Genomic DNA, 25,710 nt, shown 5'->3' on the forward strand with positions numbered 1-25,710 from the left:
GTGCCGGCGCCTTGTTGGTGGCGGGCGCGCGCTGCAGCAGGCATTCGAGCAGGTCGCCCAGGCGCGGCGGCTTGACCAACTGGCAGGCCGCACCAGCCTCGCGCCGCTGCACCGGATCGGCGGCGGTGCGTGCGGAGGCCAGCAGGACGATGCGCAGCCCCACCAGCGCGGGTTCACCCTTGAGCGAGGCGGAGAAGGCCAGGCCGCTGTTGCCATGCAGGTCGGTGTCGATGAAGGCGACGTCGTAGGGCACACCCTGGCGCGCCGCGCGCACCAGCACATCCACCGCTTCATACGAACTGGCAGCGAGATTGGCTTCGATGCCGAGCGTGTCCAGCTGGCGAGCGAGCAGGGTGCGGGTGTCCTCCTGTTCGTCCAGCAGCAGCACGCGCATCGCACGCAGGCGCGCGGCGGATTCCGCGTCCAGCCGATCGTGGGCCACGCGGCGCTTGTCGAAGGCGATCTCGAACCAAAACACGGAGCCCTGCGTGAGCGCGTTCTCGACGCCGATGCGGCCGCCCATCAGCTCCACCAGCTGCTTGGAGATGGCGAGACCGAGGCCCGTGCCGCCGTACTTGCGGGTGGTGGAGTTGTCCGCCTGCGAGAAGGCCTCGAAGATGCGCGAGCGGGCTTCGCGCGAGATGCCGATGCCGGTGTCGTGGACCTCGAAGCGTATTCCCGCGGCCTGTTCGTCCTCGCGCGTAAGGCGCACGCGGATGCGGATCTCGCCGCTGTCCGTGAACTTGATGGCGTTGCCGAGCAGGTTGGAGAGAATCTGGCGCAGGCGGTTGGGGTCTCCGCAGATGGCCAGCGGCAGCGACGGGTCGACATCGAGGTACAGGCTCACGCCCTTGGCATGCGCCTGGGGGCGGTACACGCTGTCGATATCGTCCAGCAGGTCGTGCAGGTTGAAGTGGATGTACTCGATGGTCAGCTTGCCCGCCTCGATCTTGGAGAAGTCCAGGATGTCGTTGATGATCACGAGGAGATGCTCGCCCGAGCGCCGCACCATGCTGGCGTAGTTGCGCTGCATTTCGGTGAGCTGGGTGGCGAGCAGCATCTCGATCATCCCCAGCACGCCGTTCATCGGGGTGCGGATCTCGTGGCTCATGGTGGCCAGGAAGGCGCTCTTGGCGCGGCTCGCGGCTTCGGCGGCGTTCTTGGCTTTCTCCAGCTGCTCGGTGCGCACGCCGACCTGGCGTTCCAGCTCGTTGCGATGGTTGGCTAGCGCGGTGCCGCGCTCTTCGATCTGGGCCAGCATGGCGTTGAAGCTGTCGATCAGCGTGCCCAGTTCATCGCGCCGGCTGTGGGCGATGCGCTGGCCGAAGCTCTGGCCCGAGGCGACCTTGCGCGCGGCCGCAATCAGCTGGGCCACCGGTTCGGAGACGCTGCCGCGGAAGCGGTTGGCGAAGGGGATGGCAATCGCCAGCGAGCCGACCATCGCGGCGCCGAGAATGCCGAGGCCACGCAGGATCTCGCGCCACATGCCGGCCAGGCTCGATTCGATCATCACCGCACCGGCGGTGCCGGTATCGTCGACCACCGGCCGGTACCAGCGCATGCGCAAGGTCCACAGGCGCGTGGTGGCCGCGGTGGTCAGGGCGGAGAGGTCTTCGGCGGCGGTGCTCTCCAGCGCTTCGCCATCGGCCTCGCCGTACCGCGCGATGGTCTTGCCCTGCTGGTCGTACAGTGCGGCGGCGGAGATGCCGTCCATCGCCTTGAGCGCTTCCAGGTTGACGTTGGCCTGCTTCCAGTCCTGGCGGCGCAACGCGGTCAGCGTGCTGTCGCCGATCACGGCGGACAACGATTCCAGCTGCATGCGCTCCTCGCGCCGGTGCTCGATCACCGAACTGACGGCGAACGCGATGAACACCAGCACCAGGGCCGTGCCGGTGGCGAGGAGTGACATCAGCGACAATTTCTGGCTCAGGCTGGACCGCTCGAAATTCAGCATGATGCGGATCTTTCGTGTGGATTGATGCCGACTGGAAAAATGTACGCGCCCAACTGTTATCTTCTTTGATACGAGACAAGGTGGGGGTCTGGGCCAGATCAAGTGTTTGAGGCAGGACAAACAATGTGCGAAGACGGACTGAGCCGTGTTGCGGGAACAGGACTCAGCAAAAACGCCGCCATTTCCGATGGTTACGGAAATGGCGGCGTCCGGGGTGAGGGCGCTACCGTTGAGACAGCGCAAGGGACTTGCTGTACGGCAGTAGCCGCGAGGAGACTAGCAGCAGGCGCTGCGCTTGCCCGAGCCGTAGCGCGCTTCCAGGCGCTCCTTGAAGAACTCCTCGTAGGTCATGACCGGCCGGTCCGGATGGGTCTGCTCGCAGTGCTCGACGTACTGCGCGTAGTCCGGCAGGCCGACCATCAGCCGCATGCTCTGGCCGAGGTAGCGGCCAGCCTTGGAAGCGAGATCGGAGAACATGGTGTCACCTCATGAAGGTTACATTTGAGCCGATGCGGCCGCGGGCACCAGCGGGGTCTCCTTGACGCTCGGCTTGTCGAGGCCGCGGGCGCGCAAGGACACTTTTACACCGTACACCAGCACCGACACCACCACCAGCATGAAGAAGCCGCACAGGGTCGCATCCACGTAGTCGTTGAAGACGATGCGGTGCATCTGGTCCATGGTCTTGGCCGGGGCCGTGACGGTGCCGGCGGCGATCGCGTCCGAGAACTTGCGGGCGTGGGCCAGGAAGCCGACCTTCACGTTGGCATCGAAAATCTTCTGCCAGCCCGCGTACAGCGTGCAGATCAGCAGCCACGCGGTCGGCACCATGGTCACCCAGGCGTACTGGCCACGCTTCATCTTGAAGAGCACGCAGGTGCCGAGGATCAGCGCGACGGCGGCCAGCATCTGGTTGGCGATGCCGAACAGCGGCCACAGGGTGTTGATGCCGCCCAGCGGATCGACCACGCCCTGATACAGGAAATAGCCCCAGGCCGCCACGCACAGGCCGGTGGCGATCAGGTTGGCGGGCAGCGACTCGGTTCGGCGTAGCGACGGGACAAAGGTGCCCAGCAGGTCCTGCAGCATGAAGCGGCCGGCGCGGGTGCCCGCGTCCACCGCGGTGAGGATGAACAGGGCCTCGAACAGGATCGCGAAGTGGTACCAGAACGCCATCATGGCCTTGCCGCCGATGACGTTGGACAGGATGTGCGCCATGCCCACCGCCAAGGTGGGAGCGCCGCCGGCGCGCGAGATGATGGTGGTTTCGCCGACATCCTTGGCGGTCTGCGCCAGCATCTCGGGCGTGATCACGAAGCCCATGTGCGACACGGCCGCGGCCGCGCTCTGCACAGTGGTGCCGACCACCGCGGCCGGGCTGTTCATGGCGAAGTAGACACCCGGCTCGATCACCGAGGCGGCCACCAGGGCCATGATGGCGACGAAGGATTCCATCAGCATCGCGCCGTAGCCGATGAAGCGGGCGTGGGTCTCGTTCTCGATCATCTTGGGCGTGGTCCCCGAGGAAATCAGTGCGTGGAAGCCGGACACGGCGCCGCAGGCGATGGTGATGAACAGGAAGGGGAACAGGTTGCCCGCCCACACCGGGCCGGTGCCGTCGATGAACTTGGTCATGGACGGCATCTGCATCAGCGGCGCCACCAGCACGATGCCGATCGCCAGGCCGACGATCGTGCCGATCTTGAGGAAGGTGGACAGGTAGTCGCGCGGCGCCAGCAGCAGCCATACGGGAATCACGGAGGCCACGAAGCCGTAGCCGATCAGCATCCAGGTCAGCTCAACGCCGGTGAAGGTGAACAGCGGCGCCAGGGTGGGCGATTCCGCCACCACCTGGCCGCCGAGGATGGCCAGGATCAGCAGCACGAAGCCGATGCCCGACACCTCGCCGATGCGGCCGACGCGCACGAAGCGCATGTAGATGCCCATGAACAGTGCAATAGGAATGGTCGCCAGCACGGTGAAGGTGCCCCACGGCGAACCGGTCAGCGCCTTGACCACGATGAGGGCCAGCACGGCCAGGATGATCACCATGATCATGAAGGTGCCGAACAGCGCGATCACACCGGGGATCTCGCCCATCTCGGACTTCACCAGGTCGCCGAGCGAGCGGCCATCGCGGCGCATCGACATGAACAGGACGATGAAGTCTTGCACCGCGCCGGCGAACACCACGCCCGCGAGGATCCACATCATGCCCGGCAGATAGCCCATCTGCGCGGCCAGCACGGGGCCGACCAGCGGCCCGGCGCCCGCGATGGCGGCGAAGTGGTGGCCGAACAGCACGTAGCGGTTGGTCGGCACAAAGTCCAGGCCGTCGTTGTAGCGGTAGGCGGGCGTCTTGCGGGTCGGGTCCAGGCCGAGCGCTTTTTCGGCGATGAACTTGCTGTAGAAGCGATAGGCGATGAGGTAGACGCAGACCGCCGCAGCCACGACCCACACGGCGTTGATCGTCTCACCCCGCTTGACCGCGACCACGCCCAGCGACGCGGCGCCGAGCAGGGAGAGCGCGACCCAGCCGAGCTGGTTCACGATACGTTTCATGGTGTCCTCCGAGTTTGGATAATGTCGTTATGCTTGGCTTATGGCGGGTATTCACGGCGTGAACACCCACCGAGGCTGTCGGGAGTATTCTCCTTCCCGCCACCGTGGACAAGCGCACGACTACGCAGTTCCGCTGCGTAGTTCTACGTAGGATCGGGGCCGCCGCAGAGCGTAGAATCGCGGCATGAAACTCAGGCAGAAAGTGATCGTGCTGGCGGTGGTGCCGCTGGTGCTGGCGCTGCTGGCGATCGCGCTGTTCGTGCATCACCAGTCGGTGACGCTGGCCGCGCAGGAGCGCGCCACCATCCAGCAGGCCTACCTCGCCAGCAAGGAGGCCGAGCTGCGGCACTACGTGGCGCTGGCCTCGCATTCCGTGTCCCATCTCTATGACAGTGGGCGCACGGACGCGGCCACGCAGGCCGAGGCGCTGCAGATCCTGTCCAAGCTCAGTTATGGTGATGACGGCTATTTCTTCGTGTACGACATGGCGGGCAAGAGCCTGATGCATCCGCGCCAGCCGGAGCTGGTCGGGCAGAACCTGTGGGAGATGCGGGACCAGCAGGGCGTGCCGACCATCCAGCGCCTGATCGCCAAGGCGCGCGCGGGCGGCGGGCTGCAGACCTACAACTGGGTCAAACCCTCCACCCACAAGTCCGCACCCAAGCTCGGCTACGTGATCCCGCTGCCGCGCTGGGGCTGGATGATGGGGACCGGCATCTACCTGGACGACGTGGACGCGGCGCTGGCCAAGATCGATACCCAGCAGCAGCGCAACATCCAGAGCACCATGGCGTGGATCGCAGCGACGGCGATCGCGGCGGCGCTGGTGGTGGCCGTCGGCGGCGTGGCGCTGAACATCAGCGAGCTGCGCGTGGCCGATGCCAAATTGAAGGCGCTGGCGCAGCGGGTGGTCGAATCCCAGGAGCAGGAGCGGGCACGGCTGTCGCGCGACCTGCACGACGGGATCAGCCAGTGGCTGGTATCGGTCAAGCTGCAGATCGAGGCGGGCATCATCCGCCTCACAGGCACCCCGGAGCAGCGCGAGCAGGCGCGCGCCGGGTTCGAGCACACGGTCGAACAATTGAATGGCGTGCTGGGGGAGGTGCGGCGCATCTCGCACGACCTGCGGCCGGCGATCCTCGATGACCTGGGGCTAGCGGCGGCGCTCGACCACCTGGCGCACGAGGCCACGGTCAGCGGCGGGGTGCCGGTGTTCTTCGAAGCGCGCGGCAGCACGGAGGGTTTGCCGCATGTGGCGAACACGATGCTGTTCCGGATTGCGCAGGAAGCGCTGGCCAATGTGGAACGGCATGCGGGCGCGACGCGCGCGGACCTGACCCTGGCGCGCGAGGGCCGGTCCTTGATGCTCACGGTGGCGGACGACGGCCAGGGCTTCGACCCGGTTGGCGTGGCGGTGCACCCCAAGCGCGGCATCGGGCTGCGCAACATGATGGAACGCATGGACGCGATCGGCGGGCAGCTGTCGATCAGCTCGTCCGGCGCGGGAACGGTGGTACAGGCTTCGGTGGAGGTGCCGGTTTGAAAATACGGATCATGCTGGTGGACGATCATCCGCTGGTGCGCGACGGCTTGCGCGCGCGGCTGGAGGCAGTGCCGCAGTTCGCGGTCGTGGCCGAGGCCGACAGTGCGGCCGACGCGCTGGCGCAGGCGGAGGAGGGCGGGGTCGACCTGGTGCTCATGGATATCAACATGCGGGGCATGAACGGGATCGAGGCGACGGCGCGCTTCAAGCAGGGGCATCCGGACATTGCGGTGCTGATCCTGTCCATGCACGACAAGGCAGAGTACGTGACGGCGGCCATGCAGGCGGGCGCGCGGGGCTTCGTGCTCAAGGATGCGCCGGGCAAGGATATCGTGGTGGCGATCGAGACCGTGATGTCGGGCGGGATCTATTACAGCGCGGCGCTGGCGGGCAAGCTGGCGCGCGGCCCGGCGGTGCAGGACGAGCAGCTGACCCTGCGCGAACAAGAGGTCTTGCGCCACATCGCCAACGGCCAGTCCAACAAGCAGATCGCGCGTGAGCTGGACCTGTCGGTGCGGACGGTAGAGACGCATCGCCTGAACATCAAGCGCAAGCTGGGGATCGAAGGGCAGGCCGAGCTCATCAAGTTTGCGATCGAGCACGCGGGGCCGGCGCAGTAGCGCGGGGCGGGTGCAACAATATCTGAACAGCATGTTGCTGTGAGGCAATTGTTGAGGTAGCATGCAGGAATGCCTGTCCCTGCCGCCAACTTTCCGCTGGTCGAGATCCAGCCGATTGCCTCCGCTCGCAATGAGTGGACGGGGCTGTGGACGCGCGTTGGCAGCTTTGACGACGCGTCGCTGACAGCCGTTTTTTCCTATCCCGATGTGTTTGCCGCGCTGGCGCCGCTGGACCTGGTCCTGCGCGTGCCGTCGCTGGATGCGCTGACGCCGCCCGTGTTCGAGCTGCTGCCGCGCGCGCGCGTGGTGCTCGCGGTTGGCGCGGCCGAGCTGACGCAGGAGGGCGGGGCCATGCGCCTGAGCGAGCTCGAGCAGCGCGGCTACCGGGTGCTGGTGGACGTGTCCCAGCCCGGCGTGGTGGCGCGCGATTACCGCTTGTATGGGCAGGCGCTGAACTGCCGCGACGGGGCGCCCGCGGAGGTTTCCCTGCTGCCACTGGCGGGGCCGCACTTTGCCTACAACATCCCCGACCAGGCCGCCGCTGACGCCTGCGTCGCAGCCGGGTTCGCCTGGCTGAGCGGACCGTATCCCTGCCATCCCTTGCCATCGGTGCCGCCGTCGGACGGCACCTCCCGCAAACGCCTCCTGACCCTGCTGGCCCTGCTGGCGCGCGATGCCGACAACGATGCCATCGAAAAGCAGCTGCGGCAGGATCCGGCGCTGTCGTACCACCTGCTCAAGCTGGCCAATTCCGCCGCCTTTGCGCCTGCGGTGCGCATCACCAGCTTCAACCACGCATTGACCCTGCTCGGGCGGCGCCAGCTGGAACGCTGGCTGCAGCTGCTGCTGTACTCGCGCCAGAACCTGGACGGCCCGCCCAACCTGCTGCTGCCGCTGGCGGCGCGCCGCGCGGCACAGATGGAAACGCTGGCCAAGCTGCGCGGGGCGGACCGCGACGCGCAGGACCGCGCCTTCATGACCGGCGTGTTCTCGCTGCTGCCAGTCCTGCTGGACATGCCCATGGTGGAGATCGTCACCGAGCTGCTGCTGCATGTCGAGGTCGAGGCTGCGCTACTGCGGCGCGAGGGGCCGCTGGGCGGCCTGCTGGCGCTGTGCGAGACGCCGGCGCCAGTGCCCGCGCAGCTGGCCGAGCTCGGAATCGACGGGCAGCACTGGTGGGAGAGCCAACTGCGCGCCTATCACTGGGCGATTCAGGTGGCCCGGAATCTATAGGCCGCGTTTTTTTGGGTTAAAATATACGGCATATAATTAATTGGAGACTGCCATGACAGTGACCGGACACGTCTTCATCGCGACCAGTCTGGACGGCTATATTGCGCGGCCCGACGGCCACATCGACTGGCTGCTGGCGCGCGACGACCCCAGTGAGGATCACGGCTACGACGACTTCATCGCGGACAAGGACACGATCGTGATGGGGCGGGGCACGTATGAAAGCGTGCTGGGCATGGACGAGTGGTTCTACACGCGGCCTGTGCTGGTGCTGTCGCGGCAGCTGGCCGGGACGGCGGTGCCCGAGCGCTTGGCGGGCAAGGTGCGGTTTGCGGACTGGACGCCGGAGCAGGCCATGGAGCAGCTGGCCCGCGAGGGCGTCAGGCGCGTCTACGTGGATGGCGGGCAGGTCGTGCAGGCCTTCCTGCGTGCCGGGATGATCGCAGATATGGTCGTCACCATGGTGCCGGTGCTGCTCGGCGCCGGGCGGCGGCTGTTCGGTGAGTTGGCGCGCGACGTGCCCTTGCAGCTGATGACCAGCCGCAGCTTTCCGTCTGGCCTGGTGCAGTCAGCTTACCGGGTGCTGGCGTGACCAAGCCACGCGGGCGGCCACCGCGTGGCGACGGCTTGTCCCTGCCGCGCATCCTCGACACGGCGCTGGCGCTGCTGGGAGAGGAAGGCGGCAAGGAGTTCTCGCTGCGCACGCTGGCGGCACGGCTGGGCGTTACGCCGATGAGCTTGTATCACCATGTGCCCGACTACGCGGGCCTGCTGCGCGCCGTGTCGGACCGCGTGTATGGGACCGTGCTGGAGGGTGTGTCCGCCGGCGCGCCGCCATTGGACGCGGTGCGCGCGGTGCTGCTGCGCTACCACGGGGCGGTGGCGGCCTATCCGCGGCTGGCGCTGGCCATCTTCACGGAGCCGGCGGCCTTTGCCGGAGTCACTCGGGAGATCACCGGGCAGTTGACGGCGTGGCTGTCTGTGCTCACGGCCGAGCCCGACCTGTGGCTGGAGATCCTCGTCGACCATGCGCACGGCAGCGGGCTGGCATTCCAGAACGTTGATGCCGAGACGGCCGCGCAGCTGCGCGCGCGGTATGCGCAGGCGCTGGACCGGTTGCTGGCGGGTCTCGTCAACACGTCGCTAGTTGGCTGAGCTCAGGGCGCCGTGGTAGACACAGGCTCGCGCAGCGCCGCCTGCGTCAGCTCGTCGAGGTAGTCGAGGGCATGCTGGACCACGGACAGGTCCGCACTGTCCGGCACCGTGACGCGGCCCGCCTTCCAGTCCACGTGCGCGCTGATGCGCGGATCGAACTTGCGGATCGCCGCCTTCACGCGCGTGGCGCAGAACATGCAACGCAGACCTTGGATCGACAGCTCGGCCATGATGGGCTCCCGTTTGATGTGTGATGAGGGGAGCGTGAAGCTTGCCATTGTGGGAAGGTCAAGCGCTTTTTGTCGGCACCCGGCGGCGCGCTAGCCGGCCGTGGTTTGCCTGTGCCGCACTGCAAAATGTATAATCCCCGTTCCCCAGGAAGCGTGGCCGAGTGGTTGAAGGCAGCAGTCTTGAAAACTGCCGACGGGTCAAACCGTTCGTGAGTTCGAATCTCACCGCTTCCGCCACCACAAGTAATGAACAGCCCCGGTGTCGGGGCTGTTTTTTTTGGTTTTTCATAGGGAGCTCGCTTGACTGAATCGTTGAGCTAGATCCCGGAATTGTCCAGCAACTTCCGGTAGCATCCGCGGTCAAAAGGTGGAAAGAAAGGTGGAATGAGGGGCCCTCACGGAGGGTTTATGGCACGCTTACTCAACAAGCTGTCAGCAGTCATAGTCAAGCGGCTCAGTACGCCAGGACGTTACAACGACGGTCAAGGTCTGTGGCTGAACGTGACGCACCGCGGCACCAAGAGCTGGGTATTCCGCTACGCCATCGAAGGCAAGCGCAGGGAACTTGGGCTGGGCAGCGTCAACGATGTGCCGCTCGCGGCCGCGCGCAAGCGGGTGCTGGACTTGCGAGCGCAGCTACGCGACGGTCTTGATCCCTTGGCCGAGCGTCGTAAGCAGGCGCTCCAGCGGCAAACTGAGCGCGCTCGAACAATGTCTTTCGATGCCTGTGCGGCGGCCTATATCGCCGCGCATCGCGCCGCATGGCGGAATCCGAAGCATACGCAGCAATGGTCCAATACCCTCGCGACGTATGCCTCCCCGGTGTTCGGCGCGCTCCCAGTCGCTGAGGTGGACACGCGGCTTGTCGTTTCAGTCCTGGAGCCGATCTGGTATGACAAGACCGAAACGGCGAAACGCTTGCGAGGGCGGATCGAAGCAATCCTCGACTGGGCGGCCGTCAGCGGCTTCCGCTCCGGCGAAAACCCCGCGCGTTGGAAGGGACATCTCAGCAACTTGCTGGCAGCACCGACACGTATCGCCCCGGTGGTCAATCACCCCGCACTGCCCTGGAAGCAGGTGCCTACGTTCATGGCAGAGCTCAAGAAAAAGCGCGGTATCACCGCACGCGCGCTGGAGTTCACCATTCACACCGCCGTGCGATCCAATGAGGTCCGCGCCGCGCGCTGGGAAGAAATCGATCTCGACGCACGTCTCTGGACGATCCCGGCACACCGCATGAAGGCCTTGAAGGAACATTGGGTCCCGCTTAGCGATGCCGCGCTCGCGATCCTGACCGCTCTGCCGCACCGCGACGGCTTGGTCTTCGAAGGCCGTCGCGGAAAGCGTATGTCCGATATGTCGCTCACGGCAGTCATGCGCAGGATGGGCTACGGCGACTTCAAGGTGCATGGGTTCCGCTCGTCGTTTAGGGATTGGGCGGCGGAGGAACCCTCGCACAACTTCTCGCGGGAGTTGTGCGAGCATGCCTTAGCGCACAAGCTTCCGGATGCCGTCGAAGCGGCATATCAACGTGGCACGATGCTGGACAAGCGCAAGGTGCTGATGGCGGCCTGGTCGCAGTTCCTCGACCAGGCCTGAACGCTAGCCCCGCTTCGCGCCTCGTCGCGCTGGCCGCTGGTTCGCCACGAGCTGGTTCAACCAGTGATCGATGTCGGACTTCAGCCATGCCGCTGAGCGGGCATTTAGCCGCAAGGGACGCGGAAAACGCTCTTCTTGGATAGCCTGGTACAAGCTACTGCGTGACATGCCGCAGATTTTGAGAACCTCAGGCAAACGCAAGAGCCGCTCGTCAGAAGAAACGGCCGCGCGGCGGTCTGTGCCGGAGCGGATGATGAGCTGTTGAATGGTCATGGTAATGGCACTCCCTATCGTCCAATGTTCGTTTGATGCTCCGTTCGGATAAATGAACCTGGGCTGTCACCGGCCCAAGTAGATCGCGGTGATTTGCTCGCGCTCGTGCCCCAACTCGCTTGAAAGTACGAGCCTCGCCTGCCGATCGAGCGCCTTTTGTTCACTGGTGAGTTCTTTGGAGCGCGGCCCACCCGCCGCCGGCGCGGCCCATCCGGTGAGCTGCTGATAGCGCACCTGTGCGTATTGGTGCCGCAGTCCGTGCACGCCATGAATGCGTGCACGATCGCACTCGCTTCGGAACCTCTGTAGCTGATCGCGATATCGCATCTCAGGCGGAATCAAGCTGCGGCCTTTCGCCACCGTCTTGGCATGGTCCAGAGCCTCGCGCTGCTGCTGTGTGGTGATGGGAATCTCGCGGTACTTACCACCTTTCGTCCAGCTGTCCTTGAGCCGCAGGTAGTCCGCCTGATCAGCCCACTTAGGATCGATCTTGATGCTCTCCTCACGCCGCAGGCCGAACGCCTGCTGTAGCCTCAACGAAGCCTCCGTGTAGCGGTCTCGAATGCTCTCCAGCGTCGCGCGATCGACGAGCTTGGCCTTCGACTCGTTCGTCACATACTTGCGATCCTCGATACCGTAAGCCTTGTTGTCCCGCTCGATGATGTTCTGCTTACCAATCTTCTCCGCCCACCACCGTAACGTGCTCATGCGGTTCTTCATCGTCGCATTCGAGATCCCGTCCGCGCGCCACTTCTGCACTAGCGCCTCGACGTGCTTCGGCTTCAGACTGTCCGCATGCATCTGCCGAAAGCCCAGCTCCTGCAGCTGGTTCGCGGCCAGGTTCAGGATGCGCATGCGATCCGCCTGTGTCGCAAAACTTCCATCATGGTTTCGATCACACATCTGCTTCAACTCGTAGTTCAGGTTGCGCATGTCGCACCTCGGTGTAGTAGGGTCGGGTAAGTGTTTTTTGCCGCCCAGCTCGCCTTGACGAGATGGGGAGTTGAAGGCAACGGGACACCACTCCCGTGTATGCGGTTGCTGCGCTGCTTGCCCACGCCGCATGCGTGTGTGGCGCCGCTGCCGGCGTGGCCGGACAGCGGGGACCAATAACCCAGGGTCCATGGAGTGCACCTTGTGCACGAGTCGGCTCCCGAGGGAGCAAGGGGACGGCAAGCAGGTTCAGTGAGCCTGGTGAGTGCGAGGTCGAAGCTCGTCACTTACCTTCGTCACTTGCGGCAATCACCCTGCGTGCCAAGCAGGACGCTAGCGATAGCGCGTCGTCACTGGCAGCCGGGCCGCCAGTAACGACGCGCGGGACACGCACGTGGCCACAAGGAGAAGTACGCCTCGTGCGTGCTATCGCCCGCTGCAAGCAGGGTGGATGGAAAGCAGGCTCGCGGCCTGCGGACTGAGAGCGCGGTGCGTCGTGCGCAACCGCGGTGCTGAAGTGGCAGTCGATGCTGCCTGGAGTGTCAGCCGGTTCTTGACCAGCTATCGAGAAGGCGCGTTACGAGCGCAACGCTTGGGGCGATCCCAAGAAGTGGCGGGGCGATCCCGCCGGGTTTGCATCGTCCATGCTGCCAGATCAGGATGACGAGCGAACGCAGAAATGCCCCTCCAAACAAGCGACATTTTTTGAACTCAGTACGACCAAGACCCTCCGATACACGTAAGGAGAATACGATCATGGAACAGCTACTTACCGATGTGCTGCTCGCCTTCGACGCCGTATCCGTCGTCGTTATCATCTGGCTGGTCATTGGCTGCTATCGGGGTATCAAGGCCGAGCCACGCGCGTGAAGGAGTCGACGTCCTACTCGCTAGGATGAGCCAACTGTGCGCCGACACGCGCTACCGCCGAACGCTGGGAAGTTTGGCGTCCCAATGCAATCCATCACGAGTTTCCGTCTCAGGGGGCAGTACTAGCATCCCGTCACGTAATGGTCGAAGTTGGTCCGGTTGTCTTCCAGACCAAAAATAAGTTTCATCGAAGGCCGCAGGGCCGGTCGGAGGGCTTTCTGGAGCGAACCAATGAACGTATATATACTCTAGCCGTTTCCCTTTGCTATCAAAGTTCCTTACGGTTTGGAAAATCTTTTCGTATCTACGTGCTTCGACCTCGTCACCGTCCACCGCCTCCAGTCCAATATGAATCAGTCCCGGGCGGTCATTTGGAAGCTGTTTCGTGGCGTCAGCTAATCGCTTAACGACGTCTCTTGCCTTACGATCGATAGCCGTATCACTAGTGCTCTCCCAATCGAGCACAATGGCTTGTTGACATCCTTCTACATATAAGGGGTTGTCGGCCATCTTCACGTTGAGTAACTGGATAACGTTAGCGTTACGTTTGTACCTGCCAGTAAGCAGCTCCATCATTCTGGAACTGTGTATGGCTACGTCGTCAGTCCGTAGTAAGCGTGTAAGCGGTCTCAGGTCCAGAGTCCCGATTACGCCAGCACCATATTGGTCATCCCATTCATGTCTTTTTAGGACACCACTTTGTAGCCACTGCCCTGCTTGGTACGCAAGATATTCGCTGGGGACTTCACAGAGTTCCGAGCGAAAGTGTACTTGCGCGAGTACGCTGAGGCCCCGTCGTTGAAGGTCACGTGCGGTAGGGAGCCAGAGCTGCCGCGCAGATTGGCGTTCGCGATCTGTGTACTCGCCAGTTTCCATTCGCTTACACTCAACGGCCCATTCCCGCCCACCCACGGAAACGTCAAAATCGTGCGTCTTCCTGTTCCCTGGACTCTCGGTGAGGAACCGCACGCCTGCCCCTTCTCGACAGTAGGCGGCGGCGACCAACAGCTCAAATAATCCCCCGTTCGGTTGCGCTCGCTCACCATCAACTAGGCGTCGAATTCGAGACTCTACGCCGGGTACTGACTGAAGCAATGTAATACTGCGGCCAATGGCGCGGAAGATCGGAACCACGCGACTGCCGTAAATGAAGTCGTAGACCATTGGATGGTCCATGCTGCCTTGAGCAAGAAAAAGGTACCAAGCGAGTTGATCCTCAGTAGCGAAAAATCGGTTGTCGCCAGAGGCGCCCGGAGCTGATTGTCCAGACGCGGCGTTGACAAATCGCTCCAGCGCGGCAAAACGCCGGCGCTTCCACTCACCTTCACGCATAAAGGAAGTCAGCCATTCCACCGCAATTCGTACGTCGGGATCGTCGGCTACATCCGGTAGGCGAAGGTCGGTCTCAAAAAAGTCTGGTGAGATCCAGATACCGTTTGGTTTCGAGTTCACGATGTTGTGCCCTGGAGAATACCGTCGTCGTCAAAAAAAAGTGAACTCACCCTAACGTCCTACTGCCGCCAAGCAACGCTCAACATACTTCAGCTCCTCGTTTAGTTCGACCTGACGTTTCTTGAGCCCGGCTAACCGAAGTTGCTGAGCATGCTGAACCTCAAGGGGAGCTCGATCAAGACGGGCAATTCCAGCTTCATGCACTGCTATTCTTTGGGTTACCTCCTCCAGCAATGCGTTGCACGAAGTCTTCTTCTTTTCAGGGAACAGCTGGCATTCGAACAGGCGAATTGCATCATAAATCCTAAAGACCTCCACGCTGGTTTTTGAATGAACGAAATTAAGGCTGCTTTCGTCGAAAGCATGATGTTCTTGGTTCTGTCCACTCCAGTTCACCAAGTCCTGCTTGATAACTTCAAAGTAGGTTCGATCATAGGCTATGACTGGCTCGACCAAGCCAAAAGTCCTTCCGAGACTGATCTGCAGGTAGATGCTCTTTTTGACGGCGGACTTGGTGAACTGTGCGGTGACACTCACTGAGTTATCGATGCAGTACTCAATGACCATGGACTCAAACCAAATCCGGCAGTAGATCAAGGCTTGACGAATGTCATACGCCGACAGAGCGCGGTACACTTTCTCTTGAAAGCCCCCTGCGTAATCAACCATGACGATGCCCATATTTGTGTAGCTGAGAACCGTGCTTCGATGCTGATCCGCCTGCGGATGACGATCAGCAATGATGCAAAAACGTTCCCAAAACAGGCGATCGTGCGTTGTTATGATCATCTGGGTGCCACGCAGGTACGGATCCGCAAACAGCAAGTCGATGATGTTTGAGCGGTGGTCGCTGTCGATCGCGTTTACTACGTCATCGAAGACAATCAGTGGCAATCTATTCTTTTCGGCCATTGCCAGCAGTAAGGAAAGCCCCAGGGCACGTAAGTGACCCTCGCTTAAGACCGAGAAAGCATCAAGCGACTGTCCCGTACTATCGGCGATCTTGATTCGGTACGCTTCATTGTCCTTCTCAAACTTCAGCCCATGAATGCGCTCATGATCGCAATCGTGGTTGTTGATGGCCTTATAGTATTCTGCGGCTTTCTCTTCTATTCCAACAATCCGTGACCGTTCATGGCTGAGCTTGTACGCCAACAGGTCGCTGTAAAGGTTTGCGTACTCTATCTGCAACTGCTCTACGAGCTGGTTGAAGCGGGCATTGCCCATTTCGCTGGTTTTTAGTGCTGTGCGCTGGTGCGCGAGCCCCGAAAGCTGCGTACTCAGTTCTTTTAGCACCGCTAGAGCTTCTCGCTTTTCATCGAAGAGTCCCTTGAGCTCGTCCGCGAGTTCCTGGAGGTGCGCTACCTCTGCCGACAAACGCGTCGACTGCGCACTTGCCGAGACAAACTCTTTCCACTTTCGATCACATGCACTAGCGTACGCTCTCATGCCTGCTTCATCGGCAGCCATCAGATCAACTAATCTGCTGACGACTTTTTCCGCTGCCGCGGCGCGATCTGTTCCGTTGTTGAAAAGGCTAAGCTCGTGACGGATACCATTTAGTGAAGAGGGCAACGGCACGCCCAAATGCACATTTTCATCTATCGCAGCGATGGTTGTATTGATTGTGATTGCGAGCTGGATCATTCTTTCCTCCACTCGCACCTTCGAAGCCGCAAGTCTGTCCAGCATGCCAAATTTTGCCAGTTCTCGACTTGCCCTCTTGAACGGGTCCTCAACAACTTGGTTCAAAGGCGTCAAGCAGGCTGGACATGAGTCATGTTTCTCGACCGCGATTACCTGAAGTGCTTCGTAGACCGCACGGTAGTTCACCGCCAGAACGTTTCTCAACAACGTTGCGTCGATGTCCCGCTTCCGCTGCAGCAATCTGATTCCGACTCGAACAGCCTGTTCTATGCGGTTGAATTTTAAAATAAAGGGAGGACGCGCGAGTCTCAGGATTTCAACTTTGCGCGTCTTAAGCTCCGATAGCTTTTGAAGGCGTGCGGCTCTCGCCTTAACGGCAAACTGTTGATCAAGCCCCAGACCTAAACGCGCACATACCTGCGCGTTGACGCGACCAATGTTCTCTCGATGAACACGTCTTTGTTCGAGGAGGCTTTTTGTTGCTGCTTCGATGGCGTGCATCGCCTCCGTCTTAGTCGGACGAAGGAGGCCTTTTAGATTAAAGCTTTCTGGCTTCACGAATCGTGATATCACTTCTTGAAGCTCTTCGAGGCCGAAAAGGGTCGCAATAACGTCACTCTCTGCGCTACCCGTGTCCTTAGATCCCAGCAGCGAAAATTCCTGAAGGCGATTGCGGTCGATGAAACAACTCGACCAAGCCAGGCTCTTAGCGACTGGCTGACGGTCACGAGTAGTAAGCTGCAGCTCAGCCTTTTCGGCGCCTCTTTTGATATATTGTTTGATCTTGGTCTTACGACGATCAGCTTCCTTAATGTGTCCAGTCGTTGCAAATTCCAAAGCTTCGCAGAGTGAGGTCTTGCCCCCGCCGTTGGGAGCATAGAAGATGTTCTTGATCTTGCTGAATTCAAGACGTGTGCCGTTGTCATCAATGCCGAGCGCCCCGAACCCTCGAAAATTTTTGACCTGCAGAGCGGCTAGCGGGCGAAAGCCAGACGGAGTAGTTGCTTCCAGTTCTGGGCGGCGATCAAGGACTCTCTTGAATCGGACTGCCATGCGTTGGTAATCCATACTCAACAGCGTGGCATCTGTGGATGTCAAGTGCAGTTTGATATGGTCCGAATATCGGCCCTTGCTCTGCACTCCCTTATACATGCACCATAGTAGAGCTAAGTAAGCATTCGACTTACCGCACAAATTGTGCTTGGCGAAGCTCAGCAGGTACTGACTCATAATCGCTCCTTGGCCACGGCCGGAGGCCGCACAAAACATGTGATTGCAGTATATCAACTACGAGGCCATCTACTGACATGGATCTGCTCGACCCGACAGATTTTTGCCGCGCAGGCGAATGTCGCCAGCGTAGAGAGACAGGCAACAGCTGATCGGGTTAAGCCTTCCTCCTGCTTGTACTGTAGAATTGCTGTTTCAACAATAGGTTTATTTCCATGTCTATTGCTTCCGATATCGAACGTTTTTTTGCGGATCGAACGGTCCAAGGTGTGATCGAAGCTTCGCGCGAGACGCAGCCTTTGCGCATCTGCTATCCAACTGAAGTGCCAGTATCACGTTTTCTAGCTTGGTTGCTCGATCCAACCGAGGGACATGGACTCAATGGGATGGTCTTGCGCAGGTTGCTGACAGCTTGTTGGGATACCGCGCCCGCCTCAGCTTTATCGCTGAATCAACGACGTCAGATCGCGCCGAGCCGGTTAGCCACGCAATCGTTTGCCGACGTGGTTATCGATCGAGAGGTGAAACTGACCGCAGCCTCCGGCCGCTTAGACGTCCTAGTTCTAATACCTGGCATGCGGTTGCTGGTAGCGATTGAAAATAAGTTCGGCGCAAGGGAAAGCGCGAACCAGTTACAGCGATACCGGGACGCACTCGATGAACAGTTTCATGAGTGGCACCGGGTGCTGATCTACCTGGACCTGAATGGAGCTCAACCAACTGACCCATCATGGATCGGTCTAGACTATGACTGGTTGATCGACGAGCTTCGTATTGCGGAGAAATCGACGTGGCTGGGCGAGGAGCCTCGCCGTTCGATACAAGAATTTCGGCTTGCGATTGATCACAGCGGCTTTGCGGAAGAGCTACCAGGCATTGAAGAACACCAGCTTTTGGACATGGTCCTGAACCATCAGGCTGTCTTTGAAATAATGGGAGCTTGGAGTCGAAGCAAGGCGTCACGAACTAGATTAGGCGCTGATATCTTCGCGGGGCCTGACCCGGTTCAGCGACTCTTCCCAGTATACTGCCGCCGCTCACACCTATGGCAGAATTGCATTCCACTGATCGCCTACGCTGCTCTTCGAAAAGCGGCGCGCGATCGTTTCGCTGACTTGGCTTGGGACCCAAAGCGCAGCGCTTTCTATTTTACCCTTAAGCGCTGGGATGGGCTTAAGCGCGAGGGTCCTCGTTACTGGCCCATACAGGTGATGGTACGCGAGCAGTTTGGTGTACCTGCAAACGAGCGGTTCGTCGTGAGCTCATTGCTCCACTTCGGCTCCTTTGATGAGTCGCACGTCGAACAAGCGCGCGCCATCGCAGTCGCAATGCGCAGAGAGCGAATGAGCGGACGAAAGATGGCGACCGGCGTGCAAACTGCTTCGCTTCGGTCCGACTACGCCAACAACCAGCAAGCGGCTGCTGTCCTTTTGTGCGATCACTTGGATGAACTCTCAAGTCGTTTTGCTTCGCTCGCCAACGTTTCTAGCATAGGGTAGGCATGGCAAAACGAATTTTCTCCTCTGCCGAGAGATACGCGATCTACACCGTCCATGGCGAAAAGTGCTACATGTGCAACACGCCAGTTGATCTGGAGGGCTTCGAAGTCGACCACGTAATTGCTGAATCTCTTGAGAACGATCCTGATTTGCCAAGAGTACTTCAACTACTGGGTCTGCCCGCCGAGTTCGATATTCAGTCTTACGAGAACTGGTTGCCTGCGTGTGGCCGTTGCAATAATTTTAAGAGGAATAGCGTCTTTTCACCGAGCCTTTTGCTCTCACTTCAGTTGGAAAAGGCGAACAAGAAGGCTGAGGAAGCACGGAAGTTGGCAGAAAAAAAAGTAACTGCGCAAATGGTATCAAGGGCTATGAACACCGTTAAGCGTGCTCTTGTTGCTGGCAGAGCCGATCGTTCCGCAATGGCTGAGTTCGCTGAATTCATAAATTTTCACACCGAAAATCGGGTGTCAGAAATGATCGGGAAGCCAATCTTGTTTGAACCTGGTCTCGAGCTCGTGAGCGAGCAGGGCGGCATACGGTTGGTGCGCGGTGCCTACGGCGTCGGTGCCGGTCCTGCCGCCGATGACGTTGGTTGGGGAATGCGTTGCGTCTGTGGCTCGCCTTATTTCAACGGGTCTCGATGCGTCCGATGTGGACTCATGGACGACGACTAAAGGTTGAGATTAGGGAACGATCGCTCTCCCGTCCGCTGGGGCCGTATGGGGAGCCAGCAACCTCGACTTGACGAATTTCGCGGATGTCCAAGTGTTCTGCCGGGCACGGTTGAGCGGTAGTGAATATGCGGAACATTCCTACGTGGCCGTACCTCTTTCTTCGATAGGTGCCGACGGTTTTTTTGTTTGCTGGCCATGAACTTGGGAGGTAAAGTGACGTCAAAAGGTGGAACAAAAGGTGGAAAGAGAAGTTTTGGCCCCTCGTTTTCACTCTATAGTTCGGTTTCCACCGCTTCCGCCATATTCGACCTTTGGTATCCCGGCAGGCCGTCCCTCGATTTTCAACTGGGCAGGCGCGTGTCGCGCGCAATCATGTCCTGAAGCGCGACGCTGGACACGGCTGGACTGAAGTAATTGCCCTGGATCTGATCGCAGTCGTGGTCGCGCAGGAAAGCTAATTGGTCCTGCGTTTCGACGCCTTCCGCGATCACCTTCAGCTTGAGGCTATGGCCGAGGGCAATGATGGCGCGCATGATCACCGCATGGTCGTCGTCACTTTTGACCAGGAACGAGCGGTCGATCTTGATGACATCGACCGGGAATTTCTGCAGATACGACAGGCTGGAGTAACCAGTCCCGAAGTCGTCAATCGAGAGGCGCACGCCCATCGCCTTCAGATCGGTGAGCGCTTCCATGGCCTCGGCCGGGTTGTCCATCAGCTGGCTTTCGGTAACTTCGAGTTCGATCTGCTCCGGCGCGACCTCATGGACCTTGAGGATCTCGGCCAGGTGCGCCACGAACTCGCGCTGGCGCAACTGGCGCGCGGCCAAGTTGACGGAAATGACGAAGTCGCTCGGGCCGGACCCGCGCAGCTGCTGCAGCGCGGCACAGGCTTCGCACAGCACCCAGTCACCGAGCGGCACGATCAGGCCGGTCTGCTCGGCCACCGGAATGAAGTTGGCGGGCGCCAGCAAGCCCTGCTCGGGATGATTCCAGCGCACCAGGGCTTCCGCGCCGATCATCCGTCCGGACCGCAAGTCCACCTTGGGCTGATAGTAGAGCAGCAGTTCGTGCCCGCGGATCGCGCGCCCCAGACTGGCCTCGAGCAGCAGGCGCTGGTGCACTACCTGGCTCAGCTGAGCGGAGTAGAACTGGCAGTTGTTCTTGCCCAGCGACTTTGCGTGGTACATGGCGGCGTCGGCGGCACGCATCACGCGGTCGACGCTGTCGCCGTCGCGCGGAAACAGGGCCACGCCGATGCTGGTGCCCGGCACGATCTCCTGGCGGCCGAAGGGGACCGGCATCACGATGCTGCGCCCGATGCGGTCGAGCAGGGCGCCGATCTCGGCCACGTGCTGCTGGTCCTTGATCACCAACACGAACTCGTCGCCGCCGACGCGCGCCACGGTGTCGGTCTCGCGCATGCAGTCGCGCAGGCGCCGGGCGATCTCGCGCAGGACCGCATCGCCAGCGTCATGGCCGAAGCTATCGTTGATGTGCTTGAAGTTGTCGAGGTCGAGGAAGGCCAGGGCGCCGATGCCGCCGTCGCGCTGGGCCTCGCTGATCGCGAGGTGAAGCTTTTCCTGCAACAAGGTCCGGTTGGCCAGGCCGGTGAGGGCATCGTGGTGGGCCAGGTGGCGCAGGCGGCGCTCGTAATGCTTGGCCGTGGTGATGTCGTTCAGCACGCCGACGAAGTGTGTCACCTCGCCGTCCCCGTTGGCGACGGGGTCGATGCGCATCTCGTTCCAGAACACCTCGCCGTTCTTGCGGACGTTGCGCAGCACCGCGCGCACGCCCTGGCGGCGCGCCAGCGCCTCACGGATACGCTGGCGTTCATTGACATCGACCCCGTCGGCCTGCAGGAAGCGCGGATCGCGCCCGCGGACCTCGCTCAGCGTGTAGCCGGTGATGTGTTCGAAGGCCGGGTTGACGTATTCGATGTGGTTTTCGGTCCCCACGCAGCAGGTGATGATGATCGCGTTCACGCTCGAATAGATGGCGCGCTCGCGCAGCCGCAAGCCATGCTCGGCCTTCTTGCGCTGGGAGATATCCAGGCCCGTGCCAAACACGCAGGGCAAGCCGCCCAGGCTGGTGCGTGCGCAATGGAACAGCAGGGCGGTGCGCTTGCCTTCCTTGCCGATCATCTCCGCTTCGTGCGAGGAGGCGCCGTGTTCGAAGGCTTCCATGATGCTCTGCACGATGCGGGGGCGGTCGCGCTCATTGAAAAAACTGAGTACGTCGTCATTTGGCATGTCCTCGCACGGACGTTCGAGCGCATCCTCAAGCTGATGGTTCCAGAGCAGCAGCCGGCGGCTCTGGTCAATGACGTAGAAGAGGCAGGGCAGGACCTCGATCAGCTCGGCCACCGGCACGTCCTGTACCAGCGCGTAGCGCGACGGCACGGTGGGGCTGCGGGGAATCACGATCACGGTATGCGACACGGGCTGGCCCGGGCCGACGGCTTGCCGTGCTACCGTCAGCCGGACCGGTACCTGGCGGCCGTCCATGCAGCGCAGCGTGCCGGTCGATTCGATGTCGATCCGCTCCTCGATCGGCAGCGGCGCATTCGCGGCGTCATCGAAAGCGATCAGGTCGTCGAGGTGGCTGCCGCGGATGTCGGCCGGAGTGTGGCCGGCCAGCTTCTCGCAGCCCTTGTTCCAGTTGATGATCGCACCGTCCGCATCGACCACGAAGACCGCGAGCGGCAATGGCGAAACGTTCATTCAGCCCTCCTGTGCAATGCGCCTCACACCGCACTGCAGGAGCTAATTGTCCATCAAAGCGCAGATTGATGGCGCTTTGAACAACACCCATGAACTCGAATCGACGTCGGGGTGGCGGCGCAGCGCCGCGGCGAGCAACCAGGCGCCTCGCAAGAAATACCATGACGAACGGCGTCGCGATGTACGGCATGACCGTGAACAGCCACGTGCTTGACGGGCGCTAGCGGCGCGTCCCGCGCTGCAGGGTCAACCGGCGTGCGCGGCGGTGACCGCTTCTACAAATGCCGCAAACGGCGGCGTGCTCCGCAAGTCGAACCCCAGGGCGGCCGCTTCGGCAAAGGTGCGGGTCGCGTTCCAGCCGTGCACGCGGGCGCGCGCGAGCGCCAGCAGCAGGGCCGCGCGGGCGCCGGTGGCGCAGTGCAATAGCACCGGGCCTGGCAGGTCGCGCAGCAGGCGGGCGAAGTTGTCCACTTGCGCGGGGCGCAAATCCATCCGGTCGATCGGGAGGGCGGCGTAGCCGAGTCCGTGAGCACGTGTCTGCAGCTCGTTGGTGCCACCGGTCTCGGCGGGCATGCGCAGGTCCAGCACGGTGCGGATGCCGCTGGCCGCCGCCGCGGCCAGGTCGGCCCCGTCCGGCTGGGGGCCGAGAAACAGCACCGGGGTGAGGCAGGTGTAGCTTGGCATGGCGGGTGTCTCCTTGCTGGCCTCAGCCGCCGTGCGGCAGGCCGAGATTCTGGTTGGCCGGGACGGCGACCTCGATCATCTTGGGCGGGGGCAGATTCAGAGCGCCCATCAGCTCAATGAATTCATCCTGGCTGCGCCCCGCCACGCGCGCGTTGTGCGCCTTTTCCCATCCGATGGCCGACACGGTCTGGCCGCGGTAGTCATGGCCGGGCCAGACCAGCGTGTCGTCCGGCAGAGCGAACAGCTTGCCCACGATGCTGTCGTACAGCGCGCTGGCGCTGCCGCTCTGGAAATCGCTGCGGCCGCAGCCGTTGATCAGCAGGGTGTCCCCGCTGAACAGGTTGCCGCGCCAGACGAAGCTCATGCTGCCGGCCGTGTGGCCGGGCGTGTGCAGCACGCGGATCTCGTCGGCGGCGCCAAAGCGCAGCACGTCGCCATCGTGGAGCTGCACATCGGCGGGCGGAATACCGCACCCGGACGGTACCGCCGCCTGGGCGCCGGTGGCCGCGCGCAGGGCGCCGGCGGACGTGATGTGGTCGGCATGCGCGTGGGTTTCCAGCACGTACACCAGTTTGAGGCCAAGCCGGCGCAGATGGTCCAGGTCGCGCTCGTACTGGCGGTCGACGGGATCGATCAGTACGGCGTCCCGGCCGCCGGCCGCGATCAGGATATAGGTGTAGGTCGATGATTCTGCGTCGAACAGTTGAATCGGGAGATGCATGATGACTCCTTCAGAAGATGAGATCAGGCCAGGGCCTTGACGAGCATGCTGACGGCAACGGCGGCCGTCAGGACCGCAAAACCGGTTTGCAGCGTGGGACCGCTCAGCCGCCGCGCCAGCGGACGGCCGCCCAGCATGCCGGCCAGCGCGCCCGCCGCGAAGGGCAGGCCGACTTGCCAGTCGAGGGTGCCCGCGATCGCGCTCCCCGCGACGCCGGCGGCGGACACGAGGCCAATGACCGCCAGCGAGGTGGCCACCGTGGATTGCATGTCCAGATCCGTGTAGCGGCGCAGCGCCGGCACCATCACGAAGCCGCCGCCGACGCCCAGCAAGCCGGACAGCAAACCGGCGGCGCTGCCGGCGAGGGTCAGCACGCGGGCGCAGGGAGCAGTCCAGATGAAGCGGCCGGTGCCGGCGTCGCGCACGCACGGGTGGCCGGTGGGCCGGTGAGCAGAGGTCAGCCCACGGGCTTGGCGCAGCGTGCGCAGCGCAACGTGCATCAGCACCAGGGCAAACAGGACGCTGAGCCAGCGGTTGCTCATGTGATGGGCCAGCCACAGGCCCGCCGGCGCCACCAGGACGCCGGTCACGGCCATCAGGCTGGCAGCCCGGTAGCGCACCACGCCGTGCCGCAGGCCCAGCAGCGCGCCCAGGAGCGCGGCCAGGCCGACCGATAGCAGGCCGATCGGGCCGGCCTGCGCCACCCCCAGCCCGACGCCAAACACGAGCGCCGGGACCGCCAGGATGCCGCCCCCGGCGCCGGTCAGCGCGAGGATCAGGCCGACGGCTGCGCCCAACAGGAGGGCCAGAGTCATACCGGTGTCCCGCGCTGGGGTGCTGCCGCCGTGGCCGGCCGTGGCTGCAGCAGTTCGAACAAACCCATGCCCACCAGCATGGCGCTCACGAACAGGACTGGCTTGACTCCGCCTGTGGCGAGCGACGCCAGCGCCGGGCCGGGACAGAAACCCGCCAGTCCCCAGCCCGCGCCAAATGCGAGCGAGCCCAGCACCAGGCGCCGGTCCAGGTCCCGGCTGGTAGGCAGGCGCATCGGGCCGCCCAACAGGGCGACGGGGCGCCGCGCCGCCAGCCGGAAGGCGAGCCAGGCCACGGCGATGGCACCGGCCATCACCAAGGCGAGCGACGGATCCCAGGCGCCCGCCAAGTCGAGGAAACCCTGGACCTTGGCCGGATCGGTCATGCCGGCCACGATCAGTCCGACGCCGAACAGCAGGCCAACGAAGAGTGCGCTGATGAGATGCATGGCGGTCTCCTTACGCGAATACATGCCGCACCAGATACACGGTGGCGAATCCGGCGGTCATGAAGGCTGCGGTCGCGACCAGGGAGCGCGGCGAGAGCCGCGAGATGCCGCAGACGCCATGGCCGCTGGTGCAGCCGGAACCATAGCGCGTCCCCAGGCCCACCAGGAGGCCCGCCGCGACCAACGTCAGCGGACTGGCCGCAATCTGGGTGACCGGCAGCGGACGCCACAACTGGTAGAGCAGGGGAGCCGCCACCAGCCCGCCCACGAAGGCGAGGCGCCAGCCGATATCGCCGCGGGCTGGCCGCAGCAAACCGCCGAGGATGCCGCTGATGCCGGCGATGCGGCCGTTCAGCAGCACGAACACCGCGCTGGCCAGGCCGATCAGCATGCCGCCCGCCAGCGCCGCCATCGGGGTGAAGTGGGTCCAGTCAACGTTCATTTGGGGCCTCCTTGTTGCGGTTGGCAGTAAATTCCGTAGAGCGTGTTGAGGATCGCCAGCGCATCCGGGCTGGCGATGCTGTAGAAAATCTGTTTGCCTTCCCGGCGGGTGCTGACCAGCGCCTCTTCGCGCAGCACAGTCAGCTGCTGGGACAGGGTCGGCTGGCGAATGCCGGTCATCCGCTCAAGGTCGCTGACGCAGAACTCGCCTTGCGTGAGCTGGCACAGCAGGAGAAGGCGGTCCGGGTTGGCGAGCGTCTTCAACAGGGCGCTCGCTTGGCCGGCGGCGGCTTGCAGGGCAACGAGGTCGATGGCTGGCATAGGTATCTCAGGAAGGTTCAGGCCTTCATTATACCTACAATGAATATATAATTCAATAGAATGTTGGACGGTCGTGTGGGAC

At 62.3% G+C, this 25,710-nt stretch carries 23 protein-coding genes and 1 tRNA gene; 9 read left to right on the forward strand and 15 right to left on the reverse strand.

The window, feature by feature from the left end:
- From E4L96_RS17100 to E4L96_RS17110, 3 genes are all read right to left on the reverse strand, one after another.
- The coding region (locus tag E4L96_RS17100) for a hybrid sensor histidine kinase/response regulator (protein WP_135208422.1) at positions 1-1,954 on the reverse strand (1,954 nt) is incomplete at its 3' end.
- Positions 1,955-2,230: 276 nt separating this feature from the next.
- The gene (locus E4L96_RS17105) at positions 2,231-2,431 is read right to left on the reverse strand and encodes a YbdD/YjiX family protein (protein WP_135208423.1); all 201 of its coding nucleotides are present in this window, start codon (positions 2,429-2,431) and stop codon (positions 2,231-2,233) included.
- Between the two features lie 18 nt (positions 2,432-2,449).
- Positions 2,450-4,516: a carbon starvation CstA family protein gene (locus tag E4L96_RS17110; protein ID WP_135208424.1), complete on the reverse strand. Its 2,067-nt coding sequence runs from the start codon at positions 4,514-4,516 to the stop codon at positions 2,450-2,452.
- Positions 4,517-4,700: 184 nt separating this feature from the next.
- Between E4L96_RS17110 and E4L96_RS17115 the strand changes: the two genes are divergently transcribed.
- The 5 genes from E4L96_RS17115 to E4L96_RS17135 all read left to right on the forward strand — a co-directional run bounded on the left by E4L96_RS17115 (position 4,701) and on the right by E4L96_RS17135 (position 9,067).
- Positions 4,701-6,059 carry a cache domain-containing protein gene (locus E4L96_RS17115; protein WP_135208425.1) on the forward strand — a complete coding sequence of 453 codons (1,359 nt, stop codon included), beginning with the start codon at positions 4,701-4,703 and terminating at the stop codon, positions 6,057-6,059.
- Positions 6,060-6,070: 11 nt separating this feature from the next.
- On the forward strand, positions 6,071-6,679 hold the full coding sequence (locus E4L96_RS17120; protein ID WP_135208452.1) for a response regulator: 609 nt from the start codon (positions 6,071-6,073) through the stop codon (positions 6,677-6,679).
- A gap of 69 nt (positions 6,680-6,748) precedes the next feature.
- The gene (locus tag E4L96_RS17125; RefSeq protein ID WP_135208426.1) at positions 6,749-7,912 is read left to right on the forward strand and encodes an EAL and HDOD domain-containing protein; all 1,164 of its coding nucleotides are present in this window, start codon (positions 6,749-6,751) and stop codon (positions 7,910-7,912) included.
- Between the two features lie 52 nt (positions 7,913-7,964).
- Entirely contained in the window at positions 7,965-8,504 is a 540-nt protein-coding gene (locus E4L96_RS17130) for a dihydrofolate reductase family protein (protein ID WP_135208427.1), read from the forward strand.
- Positions 8,501-9,067, forward strand: a complete 567-nt coding sequence (locus E4L96_RS17135) for a TetR/AcrR family transcriptional regulator (protein ID WP_135208428.1) — start codon at positions 8,501-8,503, stop codon at positions 9,065-9,067. Before E4L96_RS17130 ends, E4L96_RS17135 begins: the two co-directional genes overlap by 4 nt.
- A gap of 2 nt (positions 9,068-9,069) precedes the next feature.
- Here the strand turns inward: E4L96_RS17135 and E4L96_RS17140 are convergent, their stop codons facing one another.
- Positions 9,070-9,297, reverse strand: a complete 228-nt coding sequence (locus E4L96_RS17140; RefSeq protein WP_135208429.1) for a heavy-metal-associated domain-containing protein — start codon at positions 9,295-9,297, stop codon at positions 9,070-9,072.
- Between the two features lie 147 nt (positions 9,298-9,444).
- Here E4L96_RS17140 and E4L96_RS17145 point away from each other — a divergent pair.
- A tRNA-Ser gene (locus tag E4L96_RS17145) sits at positions 9,445-9,534 on the forward strand.
- Positions 9,535-9,705: 171 nt separating this feature from the next.
- On the forward strand, positions 9,706-10,896 hold the full coding sequence (locus E4L96_RS17150; protein WP_135208430.1) for a tyrosine-type recombinase/integrase: 1,191 nt from the start codon (positions 9,706-9,708) through the stop codon (positions 10,894-10,896).
- A 3-nt stretch (positions 10,897-10,899) separates the two neighbouring features.
- Here E4L96_RS17150 and E4L96_RS17155 read toward each other — a convergent pair whose 3' ends face one another.
- The 4 genes from E4L96_RS17155 to E4L96_RS17170 all read right to left on the reverse strand — a co-directional run bounded on the left by E4L96_RS17155 (position 10,900) and on the right by E4L96_RS17170 (position 17,301).
- Entirely contained in the window at positions 10,900-11,169 is a 270-nt protein-coding gene (locus tag E4L96_RS17155; protein ID WP_135208431.1) for a helix-turn-helix transcriptional regulator, read from the reverse strand.
- A gap of 66 nt (positions 11,170-11,235) precedes the next feature.
- The gene (locus E4L96_RS17160) at positions 11,236-12,102 is read right to left on the reverse strand and encodes a phage integrase N-terminal domain-containing protein (protein WP_135208432.1); all 867 of its coding nucleotides are present in this window, start codon (positions 12,100-12,102) and stop codon (positions 11,236-11,238) included.
- Positions 12,103-13,023: 921 nt separating this feature from the next.
- Positions 13,024-14,424, reverse strand: a complete 1,401-nt coding sequence (locus tag E4L96_RS17165; protein WP_135208433.1) for a transposase — start codon at positions 14,422-14,424, stop codon at positions 13,024-13,026.
- 51 nt (positions 14,425-14,475) lie between these two features.
- Entirely contained in the window at positions 14,476-17,301 is a 2,826-nt protein-coding gene (locus tag E4L96_RS17170; RefSeq protein WP_135208434.1) for an AAA family ATPase, read from the reverse strand.
- A 215-nt stretch (positions 17,302-17,516) separates the two neighbouring features.
- On the opposite strand from E4L96_RS17170, the gene E4L96_RS17175 reads away from it, so the two are divergent.
- Together E4L96_RS17175 and E4L96_RS17180 are read left to right on the forward strand one after the other, a co-directional pair.
- Entirely contained in the window at positions 17,517-18,800 is a 1,284-nt protein-coding gene (locus tag E4L96_RS17175; protein ID WP_135208435.1) for a PDDEXK-like family protein, read from the forward strand.
- Between the two features lie 2 nt (positions 18,801-18,802).
- Complete coding sequence (locus E4L96_RS17180) at positions 18,803-19,477, forward strand: HNH endonuclease (protein ID WP_135208436.1); 675 nt, start codon at positions 18,803-18,805, stop codon at positions 19,475-19,477.
- A 341-nt stretch (positions 19,478-19,818) separates the two neighbouring features.
- On the opposite strand, the gene E4L96_RS17185 is transcribed toward E4L96_RS17180, so the two are convergent.
- From E4L96_RS17185 to E4L96_RS17215, 7 genes are all read right to left on the reverse strand, one after another.
- Positions 19,819-22,200 (reverse strand): sensor domain-containing protein, encoded by a 2,382-nt coding sequence (locus E4L96_RS17185; RefSeq protein ID WP_135208437.1) that lies wholly within the window; start codon positions 22,198-22,200, stop codon positions 19,819-19,821.
- A 246-nt stretch (positions 22,201-22,446) separates the two neighbouring features.
- Positions 22,447-22,884, reverse strand: a complete 438-nt coding sequence (locus E4L96_RS17190) for a beta-lactamase hydrolase domain-containing protein (protein ID WP_135208438.1) — start codon at positions 22,882-22,884, stop codon at positions 22,447-22,449.
- A 22-nt stretch (positions 22,885-22,906) separates the two neighbouring features.
- On the reverse strand, positions 22,907-23,605 hold the full coding sequence (locus E4L96_RS17195) for an MBL fold metallo-hydrolase (RefSeq protein ID WP_135208439.1): 699 nt from the start codon (positions 23,603-23,605) through the stop codon (positions 22,907-22,909).
- 23 nt (positions 23,606-23,628) lie between these two features.
- On the reverse strand, positions 23,629-24,420 hold the full coding sequence (locus E4L96_RS17200) for a sulfite exporter TauE/SafE family protein (protein ID WP_135208440.1): 792 nt from the start codon (positions 24,418-24,420) through the stop codon (positions 23,629-23,631).
- Positions 24,417-24,866, reverse strand: coding sequence for a YeeE/YedE family protein (locus tag E4L96_RS17205; RefSeq protein WP_135208441.1), 450 nt, complete (start codon positions 24,864-24,866; stop codon positions 24,417-24,419). The genes E4L96_RS17200 and E4L96_RS17205 overlap by 4 nt, the downstream gene beginning before the upstream one ends.
- A gap of 10 nt (positions 24,867-24,876) precedes the next feature.
- Positions 24,877-25,308: a YeeE/YedE family protein gene (locus tag E4L96_RS17210; protein WP_135208442.1), complete on the reverse strand. Its 432-nt coding sequence runs from the start codon at positions 25,306-25,308 to the stop codon at positions 24,877-24,879.
- Positions 25,305-25,628 carry an ArsR/SmtB family transcription factor gene (locus tag E4L96_RS17215; protein WP_135208443.1) on the reverse strand — a complete coding sequence of 108 codons (324 nt, stop codon included), beginning with the start codon at positions 25,626-25,628 and terminating at the stop codon, positions 25,305-25,307. Before E4L96_RS17215 ends, E4L96_RS17210 begins: the two co-directional genes overlap by 4 nt.
- Positions 25,629-25,710: the final 82 nt, after the last annotated feature.

It is taken from the genome of Zemynaea arenosa (genome assembly GCF_004614185.1).
GTDB classification, from domain to species: domain Bacteria; phylum Pseudomonadota; class Gammaproteobacteria; order Burkholderiales; family Burkholderiaceae_D; genus Telluria; species Telluria arenosa.

Excerpts from the sequence above, each read along its gene's own strand:
- E4L96_RS17105 (WP_135208423.1), bottom strand. The coding sequence starts at position 2,431 with ATGTTCTCCGATCTCGCTTCCAAGGCTGGCCGCTACCTCGGCCAGAGC.
- E4L96_RS17110 (WP_135208424.1), bottom strand. The coding sequence starts at position 4,516 with ATGAAACGTATCGTGAACCAGCTCGGCTGGGTCGCGCTCTCCCTGCTC.
- E4L96_RS17115 (WP_135208425.1), top strand. The coding sequence starts at position 4,701 with ATGAAACTCAGGCAGAAAGTGATCGTGCTGGCGGTGGTGCCGCTGGTG.
- E4L96_RS17120 (WP_135208452.1), top strand. The coding sequence starts at position 6,071 with ATGCTGGTGGACGATCATCCGCTGGTGCGCGACGGCTTGCGCGCGCGG.
- E4L96_RS17125 (WP_135208426.1), top strand. The coding sequence starts at position 6,749 with ATGCCTGTCCCTGCCGCCAACTTTCCGCTGGTCGAGATCCAGCCGATT.
- E4L96_RS17130 (WP_135208427.1), top strand. The coding sequence starts at position 7,965 with ATGACAGTGACCGGACACGTCTTCATCGCGACCAGTCTGGACGGCTAT.
- E4L96_RS17140 (WP_135208429.1), bottom strand. The coding sequence starts at position 9,297 with ATGGCCGAGCTGTCGATCCAAGGTCTGCGTTGCATGTTCTGCGCCACG.
- E4L96_RS17150 (WP_135208430.1), top strand. The coding sequence starts at position 9,706 with ATGGCACGCTTACTCAACAAGCTGTCAGCAGTCATAGTCAAGCGGCTC.
- E4L96_RS17155 (WP_135208431.1), bottom strand. The coding sequence starts at position 11,169 with ATGACCATTCAACAGCTCATCATCCGCTCCGGCACAGACCGCCGCGCG.
- E4L96_RS17160 (WP_135208432.1), bottom strand. The coding sequence starts at position 12,102 with ATGCGCAACCTGAACTACGAGTTGAAGCAGATGTGTGATCGAAACCAT.
- E4L96_RS17170 (WP_135208434.1), bottom strand. The coding sequence starts at position 17,301 with ATGAGTCAGTACCTGCTGAGCTTCGCCAAGCACAATTTGTGCGGTAAG.
- E4L96_RS17175 (WP_135208435.1), top strand. The coding sequence starts at position 17,517 with ATGTCTATTGCTTCCGATATCGAACGTTTTTTTGCGGATCGAACGGTC.
- E4L96_RS17180 (WP_135208436.1), top strand. The coding sequence starts at position 18,803 with ATGGCAAAACGAATTTTCTCCTCTGCCGAGAGATACGCGATCTACACC.
- E4L96_RS17185 (WP_135208437.1), bottom strand. The coding sequence starts at position 22,200 with ATGAACGTTTCGCCATTGCCGCTCGCGGTCTTCGTGGTCGATGCGGAC.
- E4L96_RS17190 (WP_135208438.1), bottom strand. The coding sequence starts at position 22,884 with ATGCCAAGCTACACCTGCCTCACCCCGGTGCTGTTTCTCGGCCCCCAG.
- E4L96_RS17195 (WP_135208439.1), bottom strand. The coding sequence starts at position 23,605 with ATGCATCTCCCGATTCAACTGTTCGACGCAGAATCATCGACCTACACC.
- E4L96_RS17200 (WP_135208440.1), bottom strand. The coding sequence starts at position 24,420 with ATGACTCTGGCCCTCCTGTTGGGCGCAGCCGTCGGCCTGATCCTCGCG.
- E4L96_RS17205 (WP_135208441.1), bottom strand. The coding sequence starts at position 24,866 with ATGCATCTCATCAGCGCACTCTTCGTTGGCCTGCTGTTCGGCGTCGGA.
- E4L96_RS17210 (WP_135208442.1), bottom strand. The coding sequence starts at position 25,308 with ATGAACGTTGACTGGACCCACTTCACCCCGATGGCGGCGCTGGCGGGC.
- E4L96_RS17215 (WP_135208443.1), bottom strand. The coding sequence starts at position 25,628 with ATGCCAGCCATCGACCTCGTTGCCCTGCAAGCCGCCGCCGGCCAAGCG.